This is a genomic window from Massilia mucilaginosa (assembly GCF_011682145.1).
Classification (GTDB): Bacteria; Pseudomonadota; Gammaproteobacteria; order Burkholderiales; family Burkholderiaceae_D; genus Telluria_A; species Telluria_A mucilaginosa.
The window spans coordinates 1-21,575 of sequence record NZ_WHJH01000041.1; the positions used below are offsets into that span (position 1 = coordinate 1).

General features: G+C 67.4%; 18 protein-coding genes. 4 read left to right on the forward strand and 14 right to left on the reverse strand.

All coding sequences use genetic code 11. The features are described from left to right. The first annotated feature begins 140 nt into the window (after nucleotides 1-140). Entirely contained in the window at nucleotides 141-2,420 is a 2,280-nt protein-coding gene (locus F2P45_RS24660) for a TonB-dependent receptor (RefSeq protein ID WP_166880801.1), read from the forward strand. A gap of 4 nt (nucleotides 2,421-2,424) precedes the next feature. Here F2P45_RS24660 and F2P45_RS24665 read toward each other — a convergent pair whose 3' ends face one another. The 3 genes from F2P45_RS24665 to F2P45_RS24675 all read right to left on the reverse strand — a co-directional run bounded on the left by F2P45_RS24665 (nucleotide 2,425) and on the right by F2P45_RS24675 (nucleotide 4,791). After that, complete coding sequence (locus tag F2P45_RS24665) at nucleotides 2,425-3,198, reverse strand: head GIN domain-containing protein (RefSeq protein ID WP_166880803.1); 774 nt, start codon at nucleotides 3,196-3,198, stop codon at nucleotides 2,425-2,427. Between the two features lie 116 nt (nucleotides 3,199-3,314). Further along, nucleotides 3,315-4,205 (reverse strand): alpha/beta hydrolase family protein, encoded by an 891-nt coding sequence (locus F2P45_RS24670; protein ID WP_166880805.1) that lies wholly within the window; start codon nucleotides 4,203-4,205, stop codon nucleotides 3,315-3,317. Then, complete coding sequence (locus F2P45_RS24675) at nucleotides 4,198-4,791, reverse strand: TetR/AcrR family transcriptional regulator (RefSeq protein WP_166880807.1); 594 nt, start codon at nucleotides 4,789-4,791, stop codon at nucleotides 4,198-4,200. Before F2P45_RS24675 ends, F2P45_RS24670 begins: the two co-directional genes overlap by 8 nt. Nucleotides 4,792-4,915: 124 nt before the next feature. Between F2P45_RS24675 and F2P45_RS24680 the strand changes: the two genes are divergently transcribed. Together F2P45_RS24680 and F2P45_RS24685 are read left to right on the forward strand one after the other, a co-directional pair. Further along, the gene (locus tag F2P45_RS24680; protein ID WP_166880809.1) at nucleotides 4,916-5,554 is read left to right on the forward strand and encodes a class I SAM-dependent rRNA methyltransferase; all 639 of its coding nucleotides are present in this window, start codon (nucleotides 4,916-4,918) and stop codon (nucleotides 5,552-5,554) included. Between the two features lie 141 nt (nucleotides 5,555-5,695). Then, on the forward strand, nucleotides 5,696-6,067 hold the full coding sequence (locus F2P45_RS24685) for a hypothetical protein (protein ID WP_166880811.1): 372 nt from the start codon (nucleotides 5,696-5,698) through the stop codon (nucleotides 6,065-6,067). A gap of 595 nt (nucleotides 6,068-6,662) precedes the next feature. On the opposite strand, the gene F2P45_RS24690 is transcribed toward F2P45_RS24685, so the two are convergent. Then, complete coding sequence (locus F2P45_RS24690) at nucleotides 6,663-7,415, reverse strand: SDR family oxidoreductase (RefSeq protein WP_166880812.1); 753 nt, start codon at nucleotides 7,413-7,415, stop codon at nucleotides 6,663-6,665. Between the two features lie 137 nt (nucleotides 7,416-7,552). Here F2P45_RS24690 and F2P45_RS24695 point away from each other — a divergent pair, with 137 nt between their 5' ends. Beyond that, nucleotides 7,553-8,464, forward strand: a complete 912-nt coding sequence (locus F2P45_RS24695) for a LysR family transcriptional regulator (protein ID WP_166880814.1) — start codon at nucleotides 7,553-7,555, stop codon at nucleotides 8,462-8,464. A gap of 56 nt (nucleotides 8,465-8,520) precedes the next feature. Here F2P45_RS24695 and F2P45_RS24700 read toward each other — a convergent pair whose 3' ends face one another. From F2P45_RS24700 to F2P45_RS24745, 10 genes are read right to left on the reverse strand one after another with little or no spacing between them, the layout of a single operon-like run. Beyond that, entirely contained in the window at nucleotides 8,521-9,303 is a 783-nt protein-coding gene (locus F2P45_RS24700; protein WP_166880815.1) for a 2,3-dihydro-2,3-dihydroxybenzoate dehydrogenase, read from the reverse strand. A 16-nt stretch (nucleotides 9,304-9,319) separates the two neighbouring features. Then, nucleotides 9,320-10,102: an ABC transporter ATP-binding protein gene (locus F2P45_RS24705; protein ID WP_223164826.1), complete on the reverse strand. Its 783-nt coding sequence runs from the start codon at nucleotides 10,100-10,102 to the stop codon at nucleotides 9,320-9,322. Between the two features lie 11 nt (nucleotides 10,103-10,113). Next, on the reverse strand, nucleotides 10,114-11,160 hold the full coding sequence (locus F2P45_RS24710) for a FecCD family ABC transporter permease (RefSeq protein ID WP_166880819.1): 1,047 nt from the start codon (nucleotides 11,158-11,160) through the stop codon (nucleotides 10,114-10,116). Then, a complete protein-coding gene (locus tag F2P45_RS24715) occupies nucleotides 11,157-12,134 on the reverse strand; it encodes a FecCD family ABC transporter permease (protein ID WP_223164827.1) in 978 nt (325 codons plus the stop codon). Before F2P45_RS24715 ends, F2P45_RS24710 begins: the two co-directional genes overlap by 4 nt. Continuing rightward, on the reverse strand, nucleotides 12,131-13,051 hold the full coding sequence (locus F2P45_RS24720) for an ABC transporter substrate-binding protein (RefSeq protein WP_166880821.1): 921 nt from the start codon (nucleotides 13,049-13,051) through the stop codon (nucleotides 12,131-12,133). Before F2P45_RS24720 ends, F2P45_RS24715 begins: the two co-directional genes overlap by 4 nt. Next, complete coding sequence (locus F2P45_RS24725; RefSeq protein ID WP_166880823.1) at nucleotides 13,048-13,878, reverse strand: siderophore-interacting protein; 831 nt, start codon at nucleotides 13,876-13,878, stop codon at nucleotides 13,048-13,050. The genes F2P45_RS24720 and F2P45_RS24725 overlap by 4 nt, the downstream gene beginning before the upstream one ends. After that, nucleotides 13,875-17,768: a non-ribosomal peptide synthetase gene (locus tag F2P45_RS24730; RefSeq protein ID WP_223164828.1), complete on the reverse strand. Its 3,894-nt coding sequence runs from the start codon at nucleotides 17,766-17,768 to the stop codon at nucleotides 13,875-13,877. Before F2P45_RS24730 ends, F2P45_RS24725 begins: the two co-directional genes overlap by 4 nt. Further along, a complete protein-coding gene (locus F2P45_RS24735; protein WP_166880825.1) occupies nucleotides 17,732-18,607 on the reverse strand; it encodes an isochorismatase in 876 nt (291 codons plus the stop codon). The genes F2P45_RS24730 and F2P45_RS24735 overlap by 37 nt, the downstream gene beginning before the upstream one ends. Continuing rightward, nucleotides 18,604-20,259 carry a (2,3-dihydroxybenzoyl)adenylate synthase gene (locus tag F2P45_RS24740; RefSeq protein ID WP_166880827.1) on the reverse strand — a complete coding sequence of 552 codons (1,656 nt, stop codon included), beginning with the start codon at nucleotides 20,257-20,259 and terminating at the stop codon, nucleotides 18,604-18,606. Before F2P45_RS24740 ends, F2P45_RS24735 begins: the two co-directional genes overlap by 4 nt. Continuing rightward, nucleotides 20,256-21,464 (reverse strand): isochorismate synthase, encoded by a 1,209-nt coding sequence (locus F2P45_RS24745; protein ID WP_166880828.1) that lies wholly within the window; start codon nucleotides 21,462-21,464, stop codon nucleotides 20,256-20,258. Before F2P45_RS24745 ends, F2P45_RS24740 begins: the two co-directional genes overlap by 4 nt. Nucleotides 21,465-21,575 lie beyond the last annotated feature (111 nt).

Below are 21,575 nucleotides of genomic sequence, written 5' to 3' on the forward strand. Positions count from 1 at the left end.
GCAGTGCAAAGGTGTTCGAGATACTCGTCCAGATCTGCCAAATTGTCCATCTTCACCCCCATCGTCATGGAAGGTTTCAGTATACACAAGGGCTAATAGTTTACAATGCTTTTATGACACAGTAAGACTAAGGGCTCGTCATGAAACCATTTTTTACCAGTGCCCCGGCGCTGGGGATCCTGCTCGCCTGTACCGCCAGCGTGGCGCAGGCCACCCACACGCCCGACAAACTGCCGGTGGTCACCGTCAACGGCGGCCGTCCCAGTTCGCTCCCGACCCAGATTCCGACCACGATCGAATCGATCAGCGGCGCCCAGGTGGAACAGCGCATCAACGCCACCGACAGCGAAGACGCCCTCAAATACTTCCCCAGCCTGAATGTGCGCAAGCGCTATATCGGCGACTACGACCACGCGGTGCTGGCCAGCCGCGCCTCCGGCACCGGCAACAGCGCGCGTTCGCTGGTGTACGCCGACGGCATTCTGCTCTCCAACCTGCTCGGTAACGGCGCCACCTTCACCCCGCGCTGGGGCATGGTCTCGCCCGAGGAAATCGAGCGCGTCGATGTGCTCTATGGGCCATTCTCGGCGGCGTATCCGGGCAATTCGGCTGGCGCCGTGGTCGACTTCCAGACCCGCATGCCGACCCGCCTGGAAGCGCATGTGAAGCTGTCCGCTTTCAGCCAGCGCTATCGCCAGTACGCTACCGACGACCGCTTCGGCGGAGGGCAGGGCAGCGCCTCGCTCGGCAACCGCCAGGGCGCGTGGTCGTGGTGGGTCGATGTGTCGCGCCTCGACAGCCGAGGCCAGCCGATCGCGTTCGCCAACAAGCTGGTGTCAACGGGCGTGAACAGCGCCGCCGGCCTGCCGGTCAGCGGCGCCGTGCCGGACAAGAATTCGGCCAACAAGGACTGGCTGATCATCGGCGCCAGCGGCCAGTCGCACACCGTGCAGGATCACGCCAAGATCAAGCTGGCCTACGACGTGACGCCGGTGCTGCGCGCCAGCTACACGCTGGGCTGGTGGGACAACGACGCCCATCGCGCCGCCGACACCTATCTGCGCGACGCCAACGGCGCGCAGGTAGTCCGTGGCGATGCCAATGGTTTCATCAACATGGGCGGCAAGCGCTATGAGCTCAAGGCCTCGGACCTGGCGCCGAGCATCGGCAAACTGGAACACCTGATGCACGGCTTCTCGCTCAAGCAGCACAGCAAGGGTGTGTGGGACTGGGAAGTCGCGGCCAGCAAATACGACTACGCCAGGGACCTGGTGCGCACACCGGTGGTGCCGGTGGCCGGCATCGGCCAGACGGGGCGCGGCAACGTGACGGACATGGGCGGCAGCGGCTGGACCACGCTGGCGCTCAAGGGCATCTGGCGCCCGATTGCGGCCCACATCGTCGACATGGGCGTGCAGAGCGACACTGCTGCCCTGCGCACGCGCGTGTTTTCAAGCAGCGACTGGATCGGCGCGGGCGATGGCGCCACCGTGTCCACGTTCAACGGCAACACGCGCCTGCGCAGCCTGTACGCGCAGGACACCTGGCGCTTTGCGCCGCAGTGGAAGACCACCCTCGGCATGCGCCTCGAGCGCTGGAGCGCGTACGGCGGCGAAGTATCGAACGCCGCCTCGGTGGCGCCGCTGCCGTTCGGCGAGCGCGGCGAAACGAGCTGGTCGCCGAAAGCGGCGCTGGCGTGGCAGGCCACGGACAAATGGGCGTTGAAGGCATCGGCCGGGCGCGCGGTACGCAACCCGACCGCGGCGGAACTGTTCCAGGGTTCGATCGTGGACCAGCAGATCGTCAACCGCGACCCGAACCTGCGCGCCGAACGCTCCTGGACGGGCGAACTGACGGCCGAACGGATGACAAGCGACACCTCGCTGCGCGCCACCCTGTTCCACGAAACCACGCGCGACGCCCTGTACTCGCAACCGCTGACCAACCTGGTGAACACGGTGCAGAACGTCGACAAGATCCGCACCAACGGCGTGGAAATGGCATGGCAGGGCGACGATGTGATGGTGCATGGCCTGACCATCAACAGCAGCCTGACCTACGCCGATTCGAGCATCGCGCAGAACCGCGGCTTTGCGGCCAGCGTCGGCAAACGCCAGCCGCGCGTGCCGCAATGGCGCGCCAACCTGCTCACGACGTACCATCTGGGCCAGGACTGGGCCGGCAGCGTGGGGGTGCGCTACAGCGGCAAGCAATACGGCACCCTGGATAACACCGATCCGAACGGCGCCACCTACATGGGGGTATCAAGCTATCTGGTGGCCGACCTGCGCGTGCGCTACAAGATCAACAAGCAGTGGAGCGCGGCGCTCGGGATCGACAACGTGAACAATGCGCGCTACTGGGCCTTCCACCCGTACACCCAGCGCACCGCCGTGGCGGAACTGCGCTTCGACCTGTGAGCGCTCAGCGCGGCGCGTCGCCCAGGCGGCGCGTGTTGCCGGAGCCGGCGATCGACTTGCTCACCGTCGGGTCGCCGTAGTAGTTCACGTTGCCCGAACCGGCAATCGACGCATGGAGTCTGGTGCTGGCCCACACGGTCGCCTCGCCGGAACCGGCCACGCTGAGGTTGGCGTCACGCGCCTTGACCTTGCCCAGGTCGACGTCGCCCGAGCCGCCGATCGAGATTGATGCCTTGTTCAGCGACCCGGCGCTGCCCGACAGGCTGCCGCTGCCGCCAACGGCGATGACGGCGTTGTCGGCCTCGATGTTCTTGATGAAGACGCTGCCCGATCCGCCGACGTTGATGCTGACCTTGTCGCCGCGCACGGCGTCCGCACTGATGCTGCCCGCGCCGCCCATCGACAGGTGGTCGATACTTTTGGCCTGCACCACGATCTTCATGTTGCGGGTCATGAGGTGCAGGTTGCGTTTGTTGGGGCGTACTTTGAGCGTGCCGTCTTCGATCACGGTGTCGATCAGCGGCATCAGGTTGCCGTCGGTTTCGATGGTGATGCTTTCGGTGTCGCCGATGCGCACTTCCAGCTTGGCCGGAAGGCTCAGCGCCACGCCGTTAAAGCGGCCCAGCGCGCGTGTTTCGCGTTTCAGGATGTTGCTGCCCTCGACGCGCTCGCCGCTGAACCAGTCGCCGGCCGCCTGCGTGGCGGGCAGCGCGCACGCGAGGGCGGCCGCCAGGACGAGGTAGCGCAGTGGGAAACGGGGTGTTTTTGCTCGGGTCATGGCGGCTTCCTCTGGATAGGTGGATGGACGGGCTCCTGACCAGCATACTAGGCAAGCGTTGATCGCGCCGCGCGCCGTTTGCGACAGACTGCAGCGCGCGCCGGACAGGCCGCAATCTAGCGCGACGAAGCGGCCGGGCGAATCCGTCCGTGCTGTTCCAGCCAGCCGAGCGCCCCTTCCCACAAGGGTTGACAGTGGGCCTTGAAATAGCCCATGTGGCCGATCGGCCCCAAGCCGGCCTGGCGCGGGTCGATGTCGGTCGACTGCCAGGCGGCGTTGCGGTAAGCCGACATGAAGGCGTTGCGCGAGGGCGGGCGCGCCCACAGGTCGTCGAGCGCGTTGCAGGCCATGATCGGGCTGCGCACGCTCTCGTAGGACGCGGCGATGTGGGTCATGTGCGGGTCCTGGAAAAAATAGCGCGGAAAGGTGCACCAGCGCTTCCACTGGCGGTACACATCGATCGGCAGGTCTTCCCCCATCCCCAGCCAGTTCCAGGCCAGGTAGCCCTTGATGCGGACGATGACCGGGCCGACCACGCGCCACATGAGCAGCACCCGCAGGCGCTCGGCCGGCGGCATCCAGCCGTGCCAGCCGGCGCCGGTGGCGAAGGTGTACAGGCCGTCGACCTTGTCGTGGTTGGGCAAGAGGCCGAAGGCGTGGCCGCCGTAGGAGTGGCCGACCATATACAAGGGCAGTCCGGGCACGCTCATGGCGTCGACGGCGGCGGCCAGGTCCTGGCGGCCCCAGTCCAGGTAATCCATGCGAAAGCCCTTGAGCGAGGCTGGCCTGGACAGGCCGATGCCGCGATAATCGAGCGTCATCACGGTGTAGCCGCAACTGCTGGCGTATTTGGCGAAGCGCCGGTAAAAGCCCTGCGGCACACCGGTGGCGCCGGCCACCACCAGATGCCCGCGCGTGGCCCCGGTGGCGGGGTAGCGCAGCGCCGCGATCGGGTAGCCGTCGGCGGTGGTCAGGGTCAGGGATTCGGCATCGACTGGCTTACTCATGATCGGGCTCCTTGGGGCGCTGCAGTTTCAGATAGGTGAGCAGGGCGGCGCTGACCAGCGCCATCGGTTCCGGCGTGCCGGCCACGCGCGCCTGCAGCAGACCGCCTTCGTAGGCGGCCAGCAGCAAGGCGGCGGTGGCGTGGGCGCCGGCGGCGTCGTAGCCGGCCTGGGTCAGGCTGTTGGCGATGCGTTCGCGCAGCGCGGCGAAGCCCTTGGCCAGCGCTGCGCGGATGGCGACATCGTCGGCGGTGGTTTCGAGGGCGATGGTGGCCAGCGGGCAGCCGCGTTCGTAGTGGCTGGCGTCGAGCCGCTTCTGGGCGCCGTTAATCCAGATCATCAGCGCGGCGCCCGGATCGCCGCTCGCGGCCATGCTCGCTTCCATGCTGTCGCACAGGCGCGCGATGGTCGCTTCGATGGCGGCCACCGCCAGTTCAGTCTTGCCGCCCGGGAAATGATGGTAGAGCACGCCTTTGGGCGCGTCGGCGGCGGCCAGCAGTTCGGTCAGGCCGCTGCCGTGCAGGCCACGGCGTTGCAGGGCGTCGATCATGGCGCCGATCAGGCGCTGTTTGGCATCGCTTGGTTTCATGCAATTCATCCTATAGACTGATCGGTCTAGGCGCAAGAAAAATCTTTGCGGGGTAGAGGAGGGGCTCTAAATGGGGCGGCAGGCGGTATCATTCGGTATTGCAATGCATTTTCACTGGAACCACATGCTGATCATCACCATCAAACAGGGCAAGGAAAAGAGCCTGCTCGCCGGCGAGCCCTGGATTTACGCGTCCGCGATCGACAAAGTCGACGGCAAGCCGAACGAAAAAATGAAGGCGGGCGGCACGGCCATTGTGCAGTCGTCGTCGACCAAATTCCTGGCGCGCGCGGCCTACAATTCGAAGTCGCAGATCCGCGCGCGCGTGTGGACCTTCGACGAAGGCGAGCCGGTCGACCATGCGCTGATCAAGCGGCGTGTAAAAGCGGCGCTGGCGAAAAGCGCGGCGGCGGCGAAAAAGGCGCGTCCGGACCAGGTGGTCAAGCTGGTCAATGCCGAGGCGGATAGTTTGCCGGGTTTGCTGGTCGAGCAGTATGGCGGCAAAGACGGTTATCTGATCTGCGAATTCCAGGCCGCCGGCGTCGATGCGTGGAAGGTGCCGATCGTGCAGACCCTGATCGCGGAGACCGGCTGCCGCAATGTGTACGAGCGCGCCGATGAACTGGTGCGCAAGGGCGAAGGATTGCCGTTCGTCGAAGGCGCGCTGGCGGGCGACGAGCCGCCCGATGAAGTGCCGGTGACGGAGAATGGCGTGAAGTATGCGCTGGATCTGAAGACGGGCGAACGCTACAAGTTCCGCTGATACTCCGACACATGGTCGGCAAGAGCGCAGGCCATGCGTCGAATCAAAAAGTGATCGACGGTATTGCCGAATTCGAGTGGCATTGTACGTCTATCTCTGCGCAGAACGATGCGCCCGGCGTCTCTCATCGGAAAGGATAATATGGCTGACACAATGAAGGCATTCTGGCAGGACCTGCATGAAATTGTTGATGAATCGGAAGCGCGCGCATTGACACTCAATGAAGCGCTCGATACATGGGCGGATGGCAGGGCAGTTGAAGGCAACTTTTTTGGCTTGATTGACGAGCAGGACCGCACCATCCAGTTCTGCTTTGTCGACGGCATACCAGACCATGTAGAGGATGCGCGACATTTGCGCATTGTGCACGCCGACTTTCCGGTACCTGATCGCGCGGGCTCGTTTACTGCGCTAATAACGATAGGGGAAGCGTCGGCGTGGATCGAAAAGGCTTTCAAGGTTGGCGCGAACCCTGACAGCTACGAGGGTCTCGGATTTTCATCCTGGCAATAAGTGCTTACATGCCCTGTGCTGCGAACAGGAGCCCTTCGTTGCAAATACGGAGGCTGATCCTGGTTGCCCTGAATTAGGAAAACATGCTGGCTTAAACATTGAAGGGGATTTTTTGATCCCGTGCAGCTCTGCCAGAACATGCCGCACGATAGTGCAGGCAGTGCAGATGGACGTGCCGGACGAAATGACAGCGCGGCCATCAACCCGCAGTCATCGGCGTAACGATTCCCACTGCGGTGCGCACCACCCATTACTCCCTTTTAGGTCCGGTTATGTTGTCTGAACTTGTAGCGCTGTACTGTAGTGAGCCGTGCAGAAACAAGGAGGTAGTCCGGTCATTCGGTATCTGCCCTGAATGCAATAGCGGTTGGGATGGACGTACCCGCGAGCATTACCGAAATAATGCGTGGAAAATATGTGTCAGTTGTTCCGCGACCCAATGCCGATGCATCGTCTGCGGCGCAAAAACAGACGATCTTCTCCCGGATTCTGCTTCAGCGCACTTCCCGACTTAGCCCCGCCATCGATCCTCAATATAGAGGACGCGCATCGTGCACGCCGACGCTCCTGTGCCCGATCGGGGAAGCATCGGCCTTTAGCCGTTGAGCATTCGGCCGCCATCGACCACGATTTCGGAACCCAATGTCCATGTGGACTCGTCCGACGCAAAGTACAACACCGCCTTGGCCACTTCTTCCGGCGTGCCGAAACGGCCGAACGGAATGCTCGCGGTGATTTCCTTGTTGAGCTGATCGCGGTAGGCGGCAGGGATGCCGAGTTTATCGTACAGCGGGGTGTCCACCGGGCCAGGGCTGACCGCGTTGAATCGAATGCCGCGCCCCAGCAATTCGCTCGACAGTGTCTTGGACAGATTCAGGAAGGCTGCCTTGGTCGCGGCGTAGACCGACGAGCGCGCCATGCCCACGTGTGCGTTGACGGAGGTGTTCAACACCACCGAAGCAGGATTGGCAAACACCGGCAACAGCGACTGGATCAGGAAATACGGCCCCTTGACGTTGATATCGAATGAGCGGTCGAACAGCTCTTCCGTCCATTCTTCGATCGGCATCCAGACCGACACGCCAGCGTTGAGGAAGGCGACGTCGAGCTGGCCGTAATGATCCTTGACCGCTTGCGCCAGTTCTTGCTGTGCCGCCACGCTGGCAGAGTCGGCACGTAACACCAGCACGTCGGACCCCAGCTCGGATTGTGCTTTTTCGATGGAATCGGGGTTGACGCCGGTAACGACAACGCGCGCGCCTTCTGCCAGGAATTGCTTGGCTGTTTCAAGACCGATACCGCTGGTACCGCCAGTAATCAGGGTACGTTTTCCTTGTAAGCGAGACATTGACATCCTTTGTTTGGTTCGTTGACATGGACGCAAGCGCCTCCGCTGCATCTCGACCGTCAGGATGGACCTCTTTACAGGAATCGATAAGTGGCTGTATTTGTATATAATTCATGCTTTCAGTGCATGAATGAACGATGGACCGCTTCTTGCTGATGACATGTTTTGCCCGCACGGTAGAGATGGGAAGCCTGTCTGCTGCCGGGCGCGACCTTGGGCTGAGTCAACCCAACGTCAGCCGGTATGTGGCGGCGTTGGAAGAGCATCTGCAAATCCGGCTTCTGCATCGTTCCACGCGCAAGCTCAGCCTCACGCCGGAAGGCGAGCGCTATTACGCGGAGGTGAGGCGTATTCTGACCGCCGTGGCGGAATCGGAAACGGCGCTTCGCGACAACGTGGAGCCATCAGGCCTATTGCGTGTTGCTTGCCCCACCGCACTGACGCATGCGTTCGTATTGCCCCACGTCCTGGAGTTTCTTCGGCGCTATCCGGCAGTCACGCTTGATCTCCAGCTCAACGATGGCTACGTCAATCTGGTCGATGAAAGCACCGAGCTGGCAATTCGCATCGGCCATCTTGAAGACAGCGCATTGCGCGCGCGCCGCATCGGCCAATTCGAGCGGGTCTGTGTTGCAAGCGAGGGATACATCGCTGCGCGCGGCTACCCGGAAACCCCTGACGATTTGCGCGGCCACGACTGTCTGCCCTACACGTTTCTCTCATCGGGCAATAGCTGGCGTTTCCGGACTGCCGAAGTCCCGGTATCGGGCCGGGTGAGTGTCAATTCGCCCGATGCCGTGCGCGAACTGGTCGCAGCCGGTCTTGGCATCGCTTATGGGCCGCAGTGGCTGTTCGAGGCTGGATTACGCGACGGCAGCTTGCGCCTTCTGCTGCGCGAGCATGTGCCGCCACCGGTGCCGATTCATATTCTGTATGTGGCAAATCGCCTCATGCCACGGCGTGTCAGCGTGTTCATGGATTTCATCGCCGGGAAATTCTCGTTAGTCCCCGCATTCAGTGGCACTGTTGCATCGTCCTGTCCAGCGTGACTGCTGGCGATGACGCAAAACCCCGGACCAGATAACACGCACGGGTGCTGCCGCACTTAACTTCCCAGGGTAGCCCCGCCATCGATCCTCAAATCATGCATGGTGATGTGGCGCGCGCTGTCCGACGCCAGATACAGCACCGCGTCGGCAATATCGTCCGGCGTCGCGATCCGCTTTAGCGGAATCCCCAGCCGGAACGACTCCAGCGAACCACCGATAACGCCCTGCGACCCGTCAGCCCCATTCCACAACTGGCGCTGCATCTCGGTATCGGTCGATCCGGGCGACACCACATTGCAGCGAATCCCATGCGGCGCCAGTTCCAGCCCCAGACAGCGCATGAACTGCGTGGACGCCGCCTTCGAGGCCGCATACGCGCCCATCTGCATACGCGGCACGGTGGACGCATTCGAGGCCACCGTCACGATGGCGCCGCGCTTGCGCACCACCATGCCGGCCGCCACCGCGCGGCACAGGCGGAACACGCCGCCGGCGTTGACCGCGAAGGTCCGCTCCCAGTCGTCATCGCTGTAGTCGAGAATGGACCCCATGCGCAGGATGCCTGCCACGTTGACCAGCACATCGATCTCGCCCAGTTCGCGCCGCACGCGCGCCACCGCCGCGTTCACGGCCGCGCTGTCGGTCACATCGACCGCGATGCCGATGGCTGGGCCGCCTGCGGCGCGCAGCGTGGCCGCCATGTCCTCGACCGCTCCAGCCTTGACATCGACCACCGCCACCGCCGCGCCGCCGGCCGCCAGCTTGCGCGCCACGGCCGCGCCGATGCCCTGCGCCGCACCGGTGACCAGCGCGACCTTGCCTTCGAATTGATTTGTCATTCCGTTCCTTTTCTGATTAATGAAAACGCCTGACCGGCACCACCACCGGGGCACCGTCGCCGGGCGCCGACAGCACGTCCACGTCCAGCTCATACAACTGGCGCACCAGCCCAGGGGTGACCACGTCGCGCGGCGCACCGGCGGCGACGATGCGGCCGTCGCGCATGGCCACCAAGGTGTCGGCATAGCGCGCCGCCGCAGCCAGGTCGTGCAGCACGATCACCACCGCGCGCCCATTCGAGGCCAGTGCGCGCACCCGGTCCAGCACATCGACCTGATGCCCCAGATCGAGCATGCTGGTGGGTTCGTCGAGCAGCAGGATCGGCGTCTCCTGCGCCAGGGTCATGGCCAGCCAGCAGCGCTGGCGCTGCCCGCCGGACAGCTGATCGAGCCGGCGCTGCGCCAGCGAGATGACGTCGGTGGCCGACATGGCCGCGTTCACCGCCAGTTCATCGTCGCGCGACCACTGGCGGAACAAGCCCTGATGCGGATGGCGGCCAAAGCGCACCAGAGCGCTGACGGTGATGCCTTCGGGCGCCTGCGGCGTCTGCGGCAGCATCGCCAGGCTGCGCGAGGCCTGCTGCTGACGCATCTGCCACAGGTCCTGCGCGCCGAGGGTGATGCTGCCTTGCTGCGGCCGATGCAGGCGCGCCATGCAGCGCAGCAGGGTCGATTTGCCGCAGCCGTTCGGGCCGACGATGGCGGTGACCTTGCCCGGCTCGATCGCCAGGTCGATCCCGTGCAGCACAGGGCGGCCCGGATGGCCGGCATGCAGGTTCCGCACCAGCAGTTGTGTCATTTGTTTGTCCATTACTGCGTTTCTCCGTTGCGCTCGTGAAGGAGCAGGTACAGCAAAAATGGTCCGCCGAGCAGGTTGCAGATCACGCCGACCGGCAGTTCGGCGTCGCCCAGCACCACGCGGCCAAGGGTGTCGGCGGCAGCCACCAGCAGCGCGCCGCACAAGGCCGACGCCAGCAGCGCGCCGCGTCCGTAGCCCACCAGCCGCTCGCCGATGAAGGGCGCGGCCAGCGCCACGAAGGCAATCGGCCCGCACACGCCGACCGCCATCCCGGCCAGCAGCACGGCGCACAGCAGTACCTGCCACTGGGTGGCGCGCACCGGCAAGCCAAGGCTTGTCGCGATGTCCGCGTCAAAACGCAGCAGCGCCAGGCGGCGGCTTGCCAGCAGCGCGGGTGGCAGCAGCACGAGCAGGGCGACGGCCAGCGGCAGGGCCGAGCCGTAGGTGCGCCCGCTCAGGCTTCCGATGCTCCACGCGTACAGCGCGCTGGCGTGCATCAGCTCCTGCTGCGACAGCACCAGTTCGGCGCCGGCGCGCAGCAGGCTGGCAATCGCGATGCCGACCACCAGCAGGCGCTGCCCACGGCTGTCGAGCGGACCGCTGGCCAACAGCAGCAGGGCCACCGCGCCCAGGGCGCCCAGCGGCCCAACCCACCATGGCCCCAGCATGCCGGTGGTGCCGGCGATGAGGGCCATGAACACGCCCAGCATGGCGCCATCGGCCACGCCGAGCATGTCGGGCGAGGCTAGGCGGTTACGCGTGAGGGTCTGGATCAGGCTTCCGGCCAGGCCGAGCGAGGCGCCGGCCAGCACGCCGGTGAGCACGCGCGGCAGGCGGAATTCCAGCACCATCAGGCGCGTGCCGCCGGGTGCGTCGCCATTGATGACGGCCAGCAGCTGCGATGGCGACAGCCACGCGGGGCCGGCCGACAAGGCCACGCCGACCGCCAGCGCAAGCGCCAGCAGCAAGGCGAATGTGGCGACCAGCGAGCGCCTGGCCACCAGCACCGACAGCGCGCCGCCGCGCAGCACCACCAAGCCTGTTTCGGGCGCCATCATCTAGCGCTCCCGCGCGCCAGCCACACCAGCAGCGGCGCGCCGAGCAAGGCGGTGAGGACGCTGATCGGCGTTTCGAACGGCTGCGCCACCAGGCGCGCGCCCAGGTCGGCGAACAGCAGCACAATCGCGCCGACCCATGCCGATGCCGCCAGTTGCGCCGCCAGTCCCTGCGCCAGCGCGCGTGCCAGGAAGGGCGCCAGCAAACCGAGAAAGGCGATCGGCCCGGTCAGGGCGACCGCGCTGCCGGTCAGCAGCGTGGCCGTGAAGGCGACGGCGCCGCGCAGCATGCGCGGCGAGTGTCCGAGCGAGCGGGCGATGTCGTCGCCGAGCAGCATGGCCGACAGCGGGCGCGCCAGGAACAGCGCGGCCAGCAGTCCAAAAATGATGAAGGGCGCGGCCAGCAGGAGCATGCCGCCGTTCGAGCCAGCGAGCGAACCGAGAACCCAGAAGCGGTACTGGTCGTAACCGGACGGCTGGCTAAGCAGCATGGCCGAACTGAGGCCATGAAACGTCGCGCCCAGCGCCACGCCCGCCAGCACGAGGCGCAGCGGACTGCTGGAGCCGCGTCCGGCGTTGGCCACGCCAAGCACGCAGGCGTTGCCGAGCAGGGCGCCGGCGCCGGCCCACAGCAGGTACGCAAGGCCGGACTCCGCGCCGGCCCAGGTGATGCCGGCCACCACGCCGAGCGCGGCGCCGGCGTTCACGCCGAGCAGGCCCGGTTCGGCGAGGCGGTTGCGGGTGACTGTTTGCATCAGCATGCCGGCCACGCCAAGGGCTGCGCCGACCAGCAGCGCGGCCAGCGTGCGTGGGGCGCGCACGTCGCGCACGATCATGTGCAGGGGCGAGTTGTCGCCGCCGGCCAGCACGGCGCGCAGGTCGGCCATGCCGGCGTCGCCGGCGCCGGTCAGCATCGATGCCAGCAGCAAGGCTGGCAGGATGGGCGCGAGGAGCGCGATGCGGCCGGCTGGACTCAAGGCGCGGCCAGGGCTTTGTCGACGTCCGCCAGGATCGCCAGGGCGGCCAGCGGGCCGCCGGGACTGGTCCAGAGCGAGCCGTCCACCGCGCGCACCTGGTTACGCTGCGCGGCGCCAAGCTGGCGGAATGGCGGCGACTGGCGCGCCGCGGCCAGGGCGTCGTTGGCCGGTCCGCTGGTGCTCAGGGTGCCGACAAAAATCCAGTCGGCGTCGATGGCCGCCAGCGCTTCCAGGCTCAGTGGACGCGAGTGCGCGGCGCCCGGCTGCATCTGCGCTGCGGGGCGGCGCATCTTGAGGTCGGCCAGCACCAGGCTGGCAAACGAATCGCGCAGCATGTACGACGGGCCTTGCGGATTCCAGCGCACCACGCTGACCGTGGTGTCGGCGCGCTCGCCGAGGCGCTTGCGCAAAGCGTCGGCCCTGGCGAGGTAGTCGGCCAAAAATGCGTCGGCTTCGGGCGACTTGCCCATGACCGCGCCGATGCGGCGGAAGGTGGCTTGCCAGTTTTCGCCCGGCTGGTAGGTGACCACCGTGGGGGCGATCTTGGCCAGTTGGGTCAGCAGTTCGGGGTCGCTCATGCCGCCGGCGAGGATCAGGTCGGGCTGCATGCCGACCACCAGGTCGAGCACCGGCGCGGCAAAATTGCCGGCGCTCGGGATCGCGTTAGCCGCCGCGCCGAGGTAGCGCGGCATGGCGGTCTGGCCACGCCCTTTGGTGGCGCCGGCGGGTTTGATCTTGAGCGCCAGCAGGGCGTCGAGATCGAGTTCGGACAGGGCGACCACGCGCTGGGCGCGTTCGGGCACGGTGACGGCGCGGTTGGCGGCATCCACGATCTTGCGCTGCGCCAACGCGGGCGCGGCGCACATGGCCATGAGTGCGAACAGGGCTACGCGGAGCAGGGGTGAGAATGTGATCATGATTCGGCTTCTTCCAGTTCATCCATAATGCGGTGGCGTTCGGCGTGGTACGCCTCTTCGGTGTGTTCGTCTTTCCAGTACGGGACCGCGTACATGCCGGCGCGGGCCACGCCGCGCTCGTGCAGCAGGAAGTCGCGCACGGCCAGCAGCTGGTTACTTTCGCCGGCCAGGGTGACGGACACGCGGCCCGCCGGCCACGCCAGCGCCTTGACGGCGTCGAGCAGCAGGGTGCTGGCGCCAGCGCGCGCGCCACGGCGCGACAGCCAGTGCACTGTGAACGCGGCCGGGTAGGGCAGGGCCTGGACTTCGGAGTGGTCGGGCACTTCGATCAGCACCGTGCCGCGCGCCTTGCGTGGCACGCCGCGCAGGGCGGCGGCGATCGCTGCCAGCGCGCTCGGGTCGCCGATCATCAGGTGGTAGTCGGCGTCGGGCACGAAGCGCGGCGGGCCGCCGGGACCGGCCACGCCGACGGCGTCGCCCGCCTGGGCGTGCACGGCCCAGCGCGAGGCGGGGCCGTCGTCGCCGTGCAGTACCAGGTCCACATCGAGTTCGCCGGCGTCGGCGTCGTAGCGGGCCACGGTGTAGGTGCGGGCGATGGGGCGGATGTCGGCCGGCGGCCACACCGGGCCGTCGGGGCCGAGCGTCGGCAGCACCGGTTCGCGCTGGCCTTCGCGCGCCAGCAGCAGCTTGATGTGGGCGCCGTCGCTCTCTGGCGGGAAGCCGGCCAGCGCGTCGCCGGCCAGGGTGATCCGGCGCATCAACGGGGTCAGTTGCAAGGTGCGGCGCACGTACAGCATCCTTGGCGGTGTGCGTTTGGGAGTGGTCATGATTTGCCTTCCGGGTGAATGCGTTGGGCCAGCACGCGGCCGATGTGCCCGAGGGGCGCCGGCTGGCTCATGGACGAATGGGTGCAATCGACGTCGATGCGTTCGAGCTGGCCGCTCACGTACGGCGTCCAGCCTTTCCAGTCGGGGGCCTCAAGCCCGCGCCGGCTGGCATGGAAGAACAGCACGTCGCCCTCATAGCGCGGATGGCGCAGCTGGCGGTACAGGCGCATCGACAGCAGCGCGGTGGTGGTGATGCGTTCGAGGTGGGCGTCGTCCGCCGTGGCGAGCGAGCTGCCCGGCTGGCGGAACTGCGCCAGCAGCGCCTCGCGCCCGAGCGGCTGGCCGTCGGCGTCGACCGAGGGCGCGCCGATCACATCGAGCATCGCGATCAGGGCGTCGCGCTCTTCGGCTTCCGGCTTGCCTTCCCAGATGTCGCTCGGGTAGGAGTCCATCATCGCCAGCAGCGACACCGTTTCACCCAGCGCTTGCAGGCGCGCCGCCAGCGCGTGGGCGAGGCCGCCGCCCGAGGACCAGCCGATCAGGCGGTACGGGCCGTGCGGCTGCGCGCCGCGCACCAGGCCAAGGTAATCGTCAATCTGCATGTCGATGTCGGTTGGTGGAGTGCCGCTCATGCCGCGCGCTTGCAGGCCGTAAATCGGCGTATGCGGCAGGTAGGCGGCCAGCCCCAGGTAGCACCACGACAGGCCTTCGGCCGGGTGCACGCAGAACAGGGCGGGGCCGCTGCCGCGCTGGATGGTCAGCAGCGGCGCGAACTCGCCACCGGCGGCGGCCGCCGGCGGAGCATGGCCGACGGTGCCGAGCGAGTGCGCCAGCGCGGCCACGGTACGGTGGCGGAACAGGGCCGATACCGCCACTTCGCGCTTGAGCGCCGCGCCGAGGCGGTTGGCGACCTGGATCGCCTGCAGCGATTTGCCGCCGAGGGCAAAGAAGTCGTCCAGCGGCGTCAAGGCCTCCACGCCCAGCACTTCGCGCCAGACGGACATGACCGACTGTTCGAGCGGCGTGGCGCCGATTGCCGTTGGCGCGGCATCGAGCTCCCTGGCGCGCAGCGCGGAGCGGTCGATCTTGCCGTTGGCGTTGCGCGGCAGGCGCGCCAGGCTGGCGTAATTGGCGGGTACCGCCGCCGCCGGCAGGCGTTCGGCCAGGAAGGCGCGCAGGGCCGGTGCATTGAGCTTGCCGGCGGTGGCGACAAAGGCGCGCAGGTGCTTGGCGCCGTCGCTGTGCGACTGGCACACCACCGCCGCTTCGCGCACGCCGGGGTATTGCAGCAGGGCCGCTTCGATCTCGGTCGGATCGATGCGGTGGCCACTGATCTTGACTTCGTCGTCCAGCCGGCCCAGGTAGCGCAGTTCTCCATCGTCGCCCAGCACCACGCGGTCGCCGGTGCGGTAGGCACGGCGGCCGTCGGGCAGGGTGACAAAGCGCTGGGCGGTCAGCGCTTCTCGGTCGAAGTAGCCGCGCGCGAGGCCGCCGCCGATCAGGCACAGCTCTCCTTCTTCGCCGATGCCGACCGGGTGCTCCGCGCAGACGGCGATGTCGACACCGGGCAGCGGGCGGCCGATCGGAACCGCGTCGCCGCTCCAGGCGATGGCGTCGGGGCCGGCCAGTTGGGCGGTGGTGCAGATGACGGTCGCTTCGGTCGGGCCGTAGGTATTGAGCAGCACCAGATGGCCCGGTGCGGCGGTGCGCCAGCGCGCCACCCTTTCGGCCAGCGCGGCTTCGCCGCCGATGATGACGAGGCGCAGGCAGTCGGGCAGCTTTGCGTCAACCTGGCCGACGTGGAAGGCGAGTTCGTGCCAGAACGCGGTCGGCAGATCGAGCACGCTGATGCGCAGGCGCGCACAGGCGTCGACGAAGCGTTCCAGCGATTCGAGCATGGCGTCGTCGCGCAGGATCAGGGTGGCGCCGGCGCCGAGGGTGAGAAAAATCTCTTCGACGCTGGCATCGAAATGCAGCGGCGCGAATTGCAGCACGCGGTCGGCCGCAGTCATCTGGTAACGGGCGCCGGCGCCGGCGCCGAAGTGGGCCAGCGCGGTGCGCTCGATCATCACGCCGTTGGGCCGGCCGGTGGAACCGGAGGTGTAGATGATGTAGGCGAGCGCGCTGTCGGCGACCGGCAGCGGGGCTGGCATTGGATCGCCTGGTGCGGCTTCGTCGATGCACAGCAGCGGCATGGAGATGGGCAGCAGTGGCGCGTACTTGCGCAGGCTGACCACCAGCGTGGGTTTGACGTCTTCCAGCACGGCGGCCACGCGCAGGGCAGGGCCGTCCGGGTCGAGCGGCACGTAGCCGCCGCCGGCCCACATGATGGCCAGCATGGCGATCACGGTATCAAGGCTGCGCGGCAGCAGCAGTACGACCCGGCTTTCTTCGGTCACGCCGGCCTCGCGCAGGCGGCCGGCCATGTTCTGCACCGCCGTCACGAGGTCGGCGTAGCTGAGTTGGGTGTCGCCGTGAATCAGGGCGGTCTTGCGCGCGTCGTGGCGCAGCAGGGACGCGAGCACGCAGACCGGTGCGCCTGGCAGCGGGCCGCCGGCCGCCAGCGCCGGTGTTGCGTGCGGCGCTTGTCCGAGAACGTCGGCAAGTGCCGCGTCGGGCTGCGCGAGCAGGGCGTCCAGCGCGTCGAGGAGCGACGCGTGCAGCGCATGCAGGGTGGCGTCGTCGTAAGCATCCGGATTGGCTTCGATGTCGATGCGGCTGTTCGCCCCTGGCGCGATGGTAATCGACAGGTCTTCGACCGGACCGGCGGACACCGGATGCGAGAGCGCCTGCAAGGGTCCGAATACCGGCGGGCGGTCGAACGGCATCAGGTTGATCACCGCGCCGAACAGGCGGCGCGTGCCGCCGCTCATGCCCAGGTCGTGCTTCAGGTGTTCGTAGCGGTAGCGCTGGTGCGGGCGGATCGCCTTCATCTCGGCGGCGACTTCGCGCGCCAGGCCGGCCAGCGATTGCGACGGCATGGGCGCCAAGCGCAGGGGCACGATATTCATCGCCATGCAGGGAATCGTCAGCGCCACCGAGCCAAGCCGGCCCATGACGGGCAGGCCAAGGGTCAGGTCGCCCGCCGACGAGTAGCGGCGCAGCCAGGCCCCGGTGGCGGCGATCAGCACGGCGGCCCAGTCCACACCGGCGGCGGCAGCCACCGCCTGGCAGCGTTCGATGGCACTGGTGGCGACGCCGCCGCGTACACGGCGCACGCCGCGCGCGACGCTGGCCGCTGGCGCCAGCATGGCCGGTGCGCGGGCGTTCATCATGCGCGCCATCCAGAAGTCGCGGTCGCGCGCGTACGCCGGCGAGGCGAGGTAGGCGGCATCTTCGGCCACCACCGGATCGAGCTTGCCGGCGCGCGCGGGCGGTGCGTCGGTATTGGCGCACAGCGCCGAATACAGGGCCGCCACGCGCTGCGCCAGCATGGCGTAGGCAAAGCCGTCGAGGGCGATGTGATGGGTGCGCAGGTACCACAGCGCTTTTTCGGGGCCGATGTGCAGCAGCGCGCTGGCGAACAGCGGGCCGCGTGCCAGGTCGGCCGGCTGTTGCAGGTCGTCCTGCATCCACAGCCGGGCGTCGGCGCCGCTCATGACGTGCTGCGCGAACGGCCAGTCCTCAACCGGATCGGGCGTTTGCCAGACCGCGTCGCCGTCGCTGGCGAAGCGCATGTGCAGGGCGTCGCATTCGCGCACGGCCTGGCGCAGCGCGGCGTCGAACAGGGCGGGCTCCAGCGGGCCGCTCAGTTCGACCGCTTCCGCCGTCCAGTAGGCCGGGCTTGCGGCGTCGAGCTGCTGTCCAAGCCAGATGCCGTATTGGGCACTGGTCAGCGCCAGGCGCGCGCCGCTCACCGGGTCACCCGGCGCGCGTCGAGCAGTTCCCACCAGTCGGCCAGGGTCGGGCGCTCGGCCAGTTCGACGAAGGTCGTCTCGATGCCGGCGCGGCGCCAGCGTTCGATCAGGCTCATCAAACGGATCGAATCGAGGCCGGCGAACAGCAGGTTGTCGTCCGGGAGCAGGTCCGACGCGGGAACGGCCAGCAGTTCCGCCACTTCGGCCTGGAGGGCGGTGCGCGTGGCGTGCCAGGTGGCGGCTGGCTTGAGCGCGCCCGTCACGGCGGCGGTGCTGGCGACCACGCCGCAACGCTGCGACACGTAGTCAAGGCCCATCTGGTGCTGTTCGGCCGAGAAGTCGGCCAGCGCATCGCCCACCAGGAAAGGCTGGATGTCGCTCATGAAGGCGTCGGCGGCCGTCATCAGGCAGCCGATGTGGGCGTACACGCCGCACACGATCAGCTGGTCGCGGCCCTGTTCGCGCATGCGCGCCAGCAGGTCGCTGCGGAAGAAGGCGCTGTAGCGCCATTTGGTCAGCACCACGTCTTGCTGGCGCGGCGCCAGACTTGCCACCACCGGTGCGCGTTCGGGCCGCGCGGTCAGGCCGGGGCCCCACCAGTCGGTGAGCAGGCCGCGGTCTTCAAACGATTGCACCGCCGGCTGCGCGGTGTAGACGACCGGTACACCGGCGGCGTCGGCGGCGGCGCGCAGTTGGCCGATGTGCGCGATCAGTTCGGGAATCGGCGCGGCGGCGTTGTCGTAGAAGTCGAGGAAGTACTCCTGCATGTCGTGAATCAGCAGCACGGCGCGTTTGGGTTCCGGCATCCAGCTGACGCGGTTGTCCGGCATGGCCGTGGGCATGGGGTAGGAGGCGATTTTCGGGATGGTCATGGTGCTTGCCGATCTTGTGATTGAGTGCCGATCAACTGGGCGATCTGTTCGCGCAGCTGGCGTTTGTTGACTTTGCCGACGCCCGTTGTCGGGAAGCGTTCGACGAATTCGATGCGGTCGGGGATTTTGTATTGCGCCACGCCGCGTTCGCGCAGGAAGCGCGTGAGTTCAATTGCCCGTACCGGCGCGCCGCGCGTGACGATGAAGGCGCAACTGCGCTCGCCCAGGTAGGCGTCCGGCATCGACACCAGCGCGGCGTCGTGCACGGCGGGGTGGGCCAGCAGGTGGTTTTCGACTTCTTCGGCCGCGACCTTGTCGCCGCCCCGGTTGATCTGGTCCTTGGCGCGGCCTTCGACCACCAGGTGGCCGGAGGGCAGGCGCATCACCAGGTCGCCGGTGCGGTAGAAACCGTCGCTGGTAAAGGCGCGCAGGTTATGTTCGTCGGCGCGGTAGTAGCCGCGAATGGTGTAGGGCCCTCGCGTGAGCAGGTGGCCGATCTCGCCATCGGGCAGGTCGCGGTCTTCGTCGTCGACAATGCGTACTTCGTCGGCGGGCGAGATCGGGCGGCCCTGGGTGTTGGCGGTCAGCTCCGGCGTGTCGTCCGGACGGGTGTAGTTGACCAGGCCTTCGGCCATGCCGAATACCTGCTGCAGCGCGCAGCCGAGCACCGGCTTGATGCGGCAGGCCGCTTCGGCGGACAGGCGCGCGCCGCCCACTTGCAGCAGCTTGAGGCTATCGAGTTTGTAGCGCGTGGTGGCGGCGGCGTCGAGCCAGATCATGGCCAGCGGCGGCACCAGCGCGGTGATGGTCACGCCTTCGGCTTCGATCAGCGGGAAGGCGTCGTCCGGCGAGGCCCGGCGCGCCAGTACCACGCAGCCGCCGGCATGGAACACGCCGAAGGAACCCGGGGAGCTCATCGGGAAGTTGTGCGCGACCGGCAGGGCGCACAAATACACGCTGGCCTGGTCAAGTTCGCAGATGTCGGCGCTGGCGCGCACGCTGTACAGATAGTCGTCGTGGGTGCGCGGGATCAGCTTGGGCAGGCCGGTGGTGCCGCCGGAGAGCTGCAGGAAAGCCACGTCGCCCGGCCGCGGGCCGGCGATTGGCGCGGCGTCGGCGTACAGAGAATCGAAGGAAATGAATTCGGCGGGCTCGCCCAGCACGATCACGCGCGTCAGGGCTGGCACTTCGGCCCGCACCTCGCGCGCCAGCGTGCGGTAGTCGAAACCGCCATCGGCGTCGGCGATGATGAAAGCGGCGGCGTCGGTGAAGGCGCACAGGTGGCCGATTTCATGGCGGCGGTGCGCGGGCAGGGCAAACACGGGCAGTGCGCCGATGCGGAACAGGGCGAAGCAGGCCACAAAAAATTCGGCCACGTTGGGCAGCTGCACGACCACGCGGTCGCGCGCGGCGATGCCGAGGCCAATCAAGCCGGCGGCGAAGCGGTCGGCGCGCAGATCGAGTTCGGCGTAGCTCCAGCGGCGCGTGCCGCATACCAGCGCGGTGCTGTCGGGGTATTGGTTTGCGCGTTCGCGCAGCAGGGAACCGAAGGTTTCACCCGTCCAGTAGCCGGCTGCGCGATAGCGCGCCGCAAAGTCGTCGGGGTATGGAACAACACCGGGGGTGAAACCGGGCAGATAGTCACCGCTCATGCCGCTTCCTCCAGAACCGCTTCGAGGCCCATCGCGCGCAGCATGGTGCGCAGCTTGCCGGACGTTTCGAGATATTCGAGTTCGGGGTCGGAGCCGGCCACGATGCCGGCGCCTGCGTACAGGGTGGCGCTGTGGGCGCGCACGTCGGCGCAGCGCAGGGTCACGGCCCATTCGCCGTCGCCGTTGGCGTCCATCCAGCCCACCAGGCCGGCGAAAAAGCCGCGGTCAAAACCTTCTGCTTCGCCGATGAAGCTGCGCGCGTCGGCGGCGGGGTGGCCGCAGACGGCGGGGGTGGGATGCAGCGCCATGGCCAGGGCGAGCGAGGTCATGCCGGGCTCGTTCAGTTCCGCTGTCACTTCGCTGCCCAGGTGCCACATGGTGGGCGTGGCGATCAGCGAGGGCACGGCCGGTACGCTGACGGAGTGGCACCAGGGGCGCAGCGAGTCGGCCACCATGTCGGCCACCAGCGCGTGTTCGTGCAGGTCTTTTTGCGATGCCAGCAGGCCCTGGGCACGGCGCTGGTCTTCATGCGGGTCGGCGCTCCGCGGGATCGAGCCGGCCAGCGGATGGCAGCGCACGCGGGTGCCGGTACGCGAGAGCAGCAGCTCGGGACTGGCGCCGATCAGGGTGCGGCGTCCGTCGTCGTCCGGCGTCAGGTCGATGGCGAAGGTGTAGCCGTGCGCGTTGCGGGCGCCCAGGCGTGCCAGCAGGGCGGCGACGTCGATCTCGGTTTCCAGCGTCAGTGAACGCGACAGGACCACCTTTTCCAGCTGGCCGGCGCGGATGCGTTCGACCGCCCGGGCCACGGCGCGGCGGTACTGGTCCTGGTCGGGGACGGCGGCGATGGTGCGCGGGAAGCGCGCGCGCGCCGCCGGCGCCTGCGGCGTGGACGCCGGCAGGTTGGCCGGGCCGGTGGCGATGAGCACGTGCTCGGGGATGAACAGGTGGGCCGGGGCGTCGGCCAGGAAGGGCACGGCGCCGATCATCACCGGCAGCGCTTCGCCGTCGCGGCGCGCGGCGCGCAGGAGGCTTGCCGCGGCATCGGCCAGCGTCGCCCCGGACTGCGGCGCCAGGATGCTGCGCTTGCCGCTGGCCAGCAGCGTGTGGCCGGGCGACGAAAACAGGGTGGCGCCAGCTTCGTAGTGCGCGCACAGGTCGGCCGCGCTGGTGCGGCTCAGGTAGTGGCCGTGCAGTCTGTCATTCATGGTGAGGTTCCTTGCGTTAGGAGGGCAGTCGGAGCGTATCGCCGGGTAGGCGGGGCCGAACTATAGATCGAAATGATAATCATTTACAACCTAAATATTAATGCAAATGAG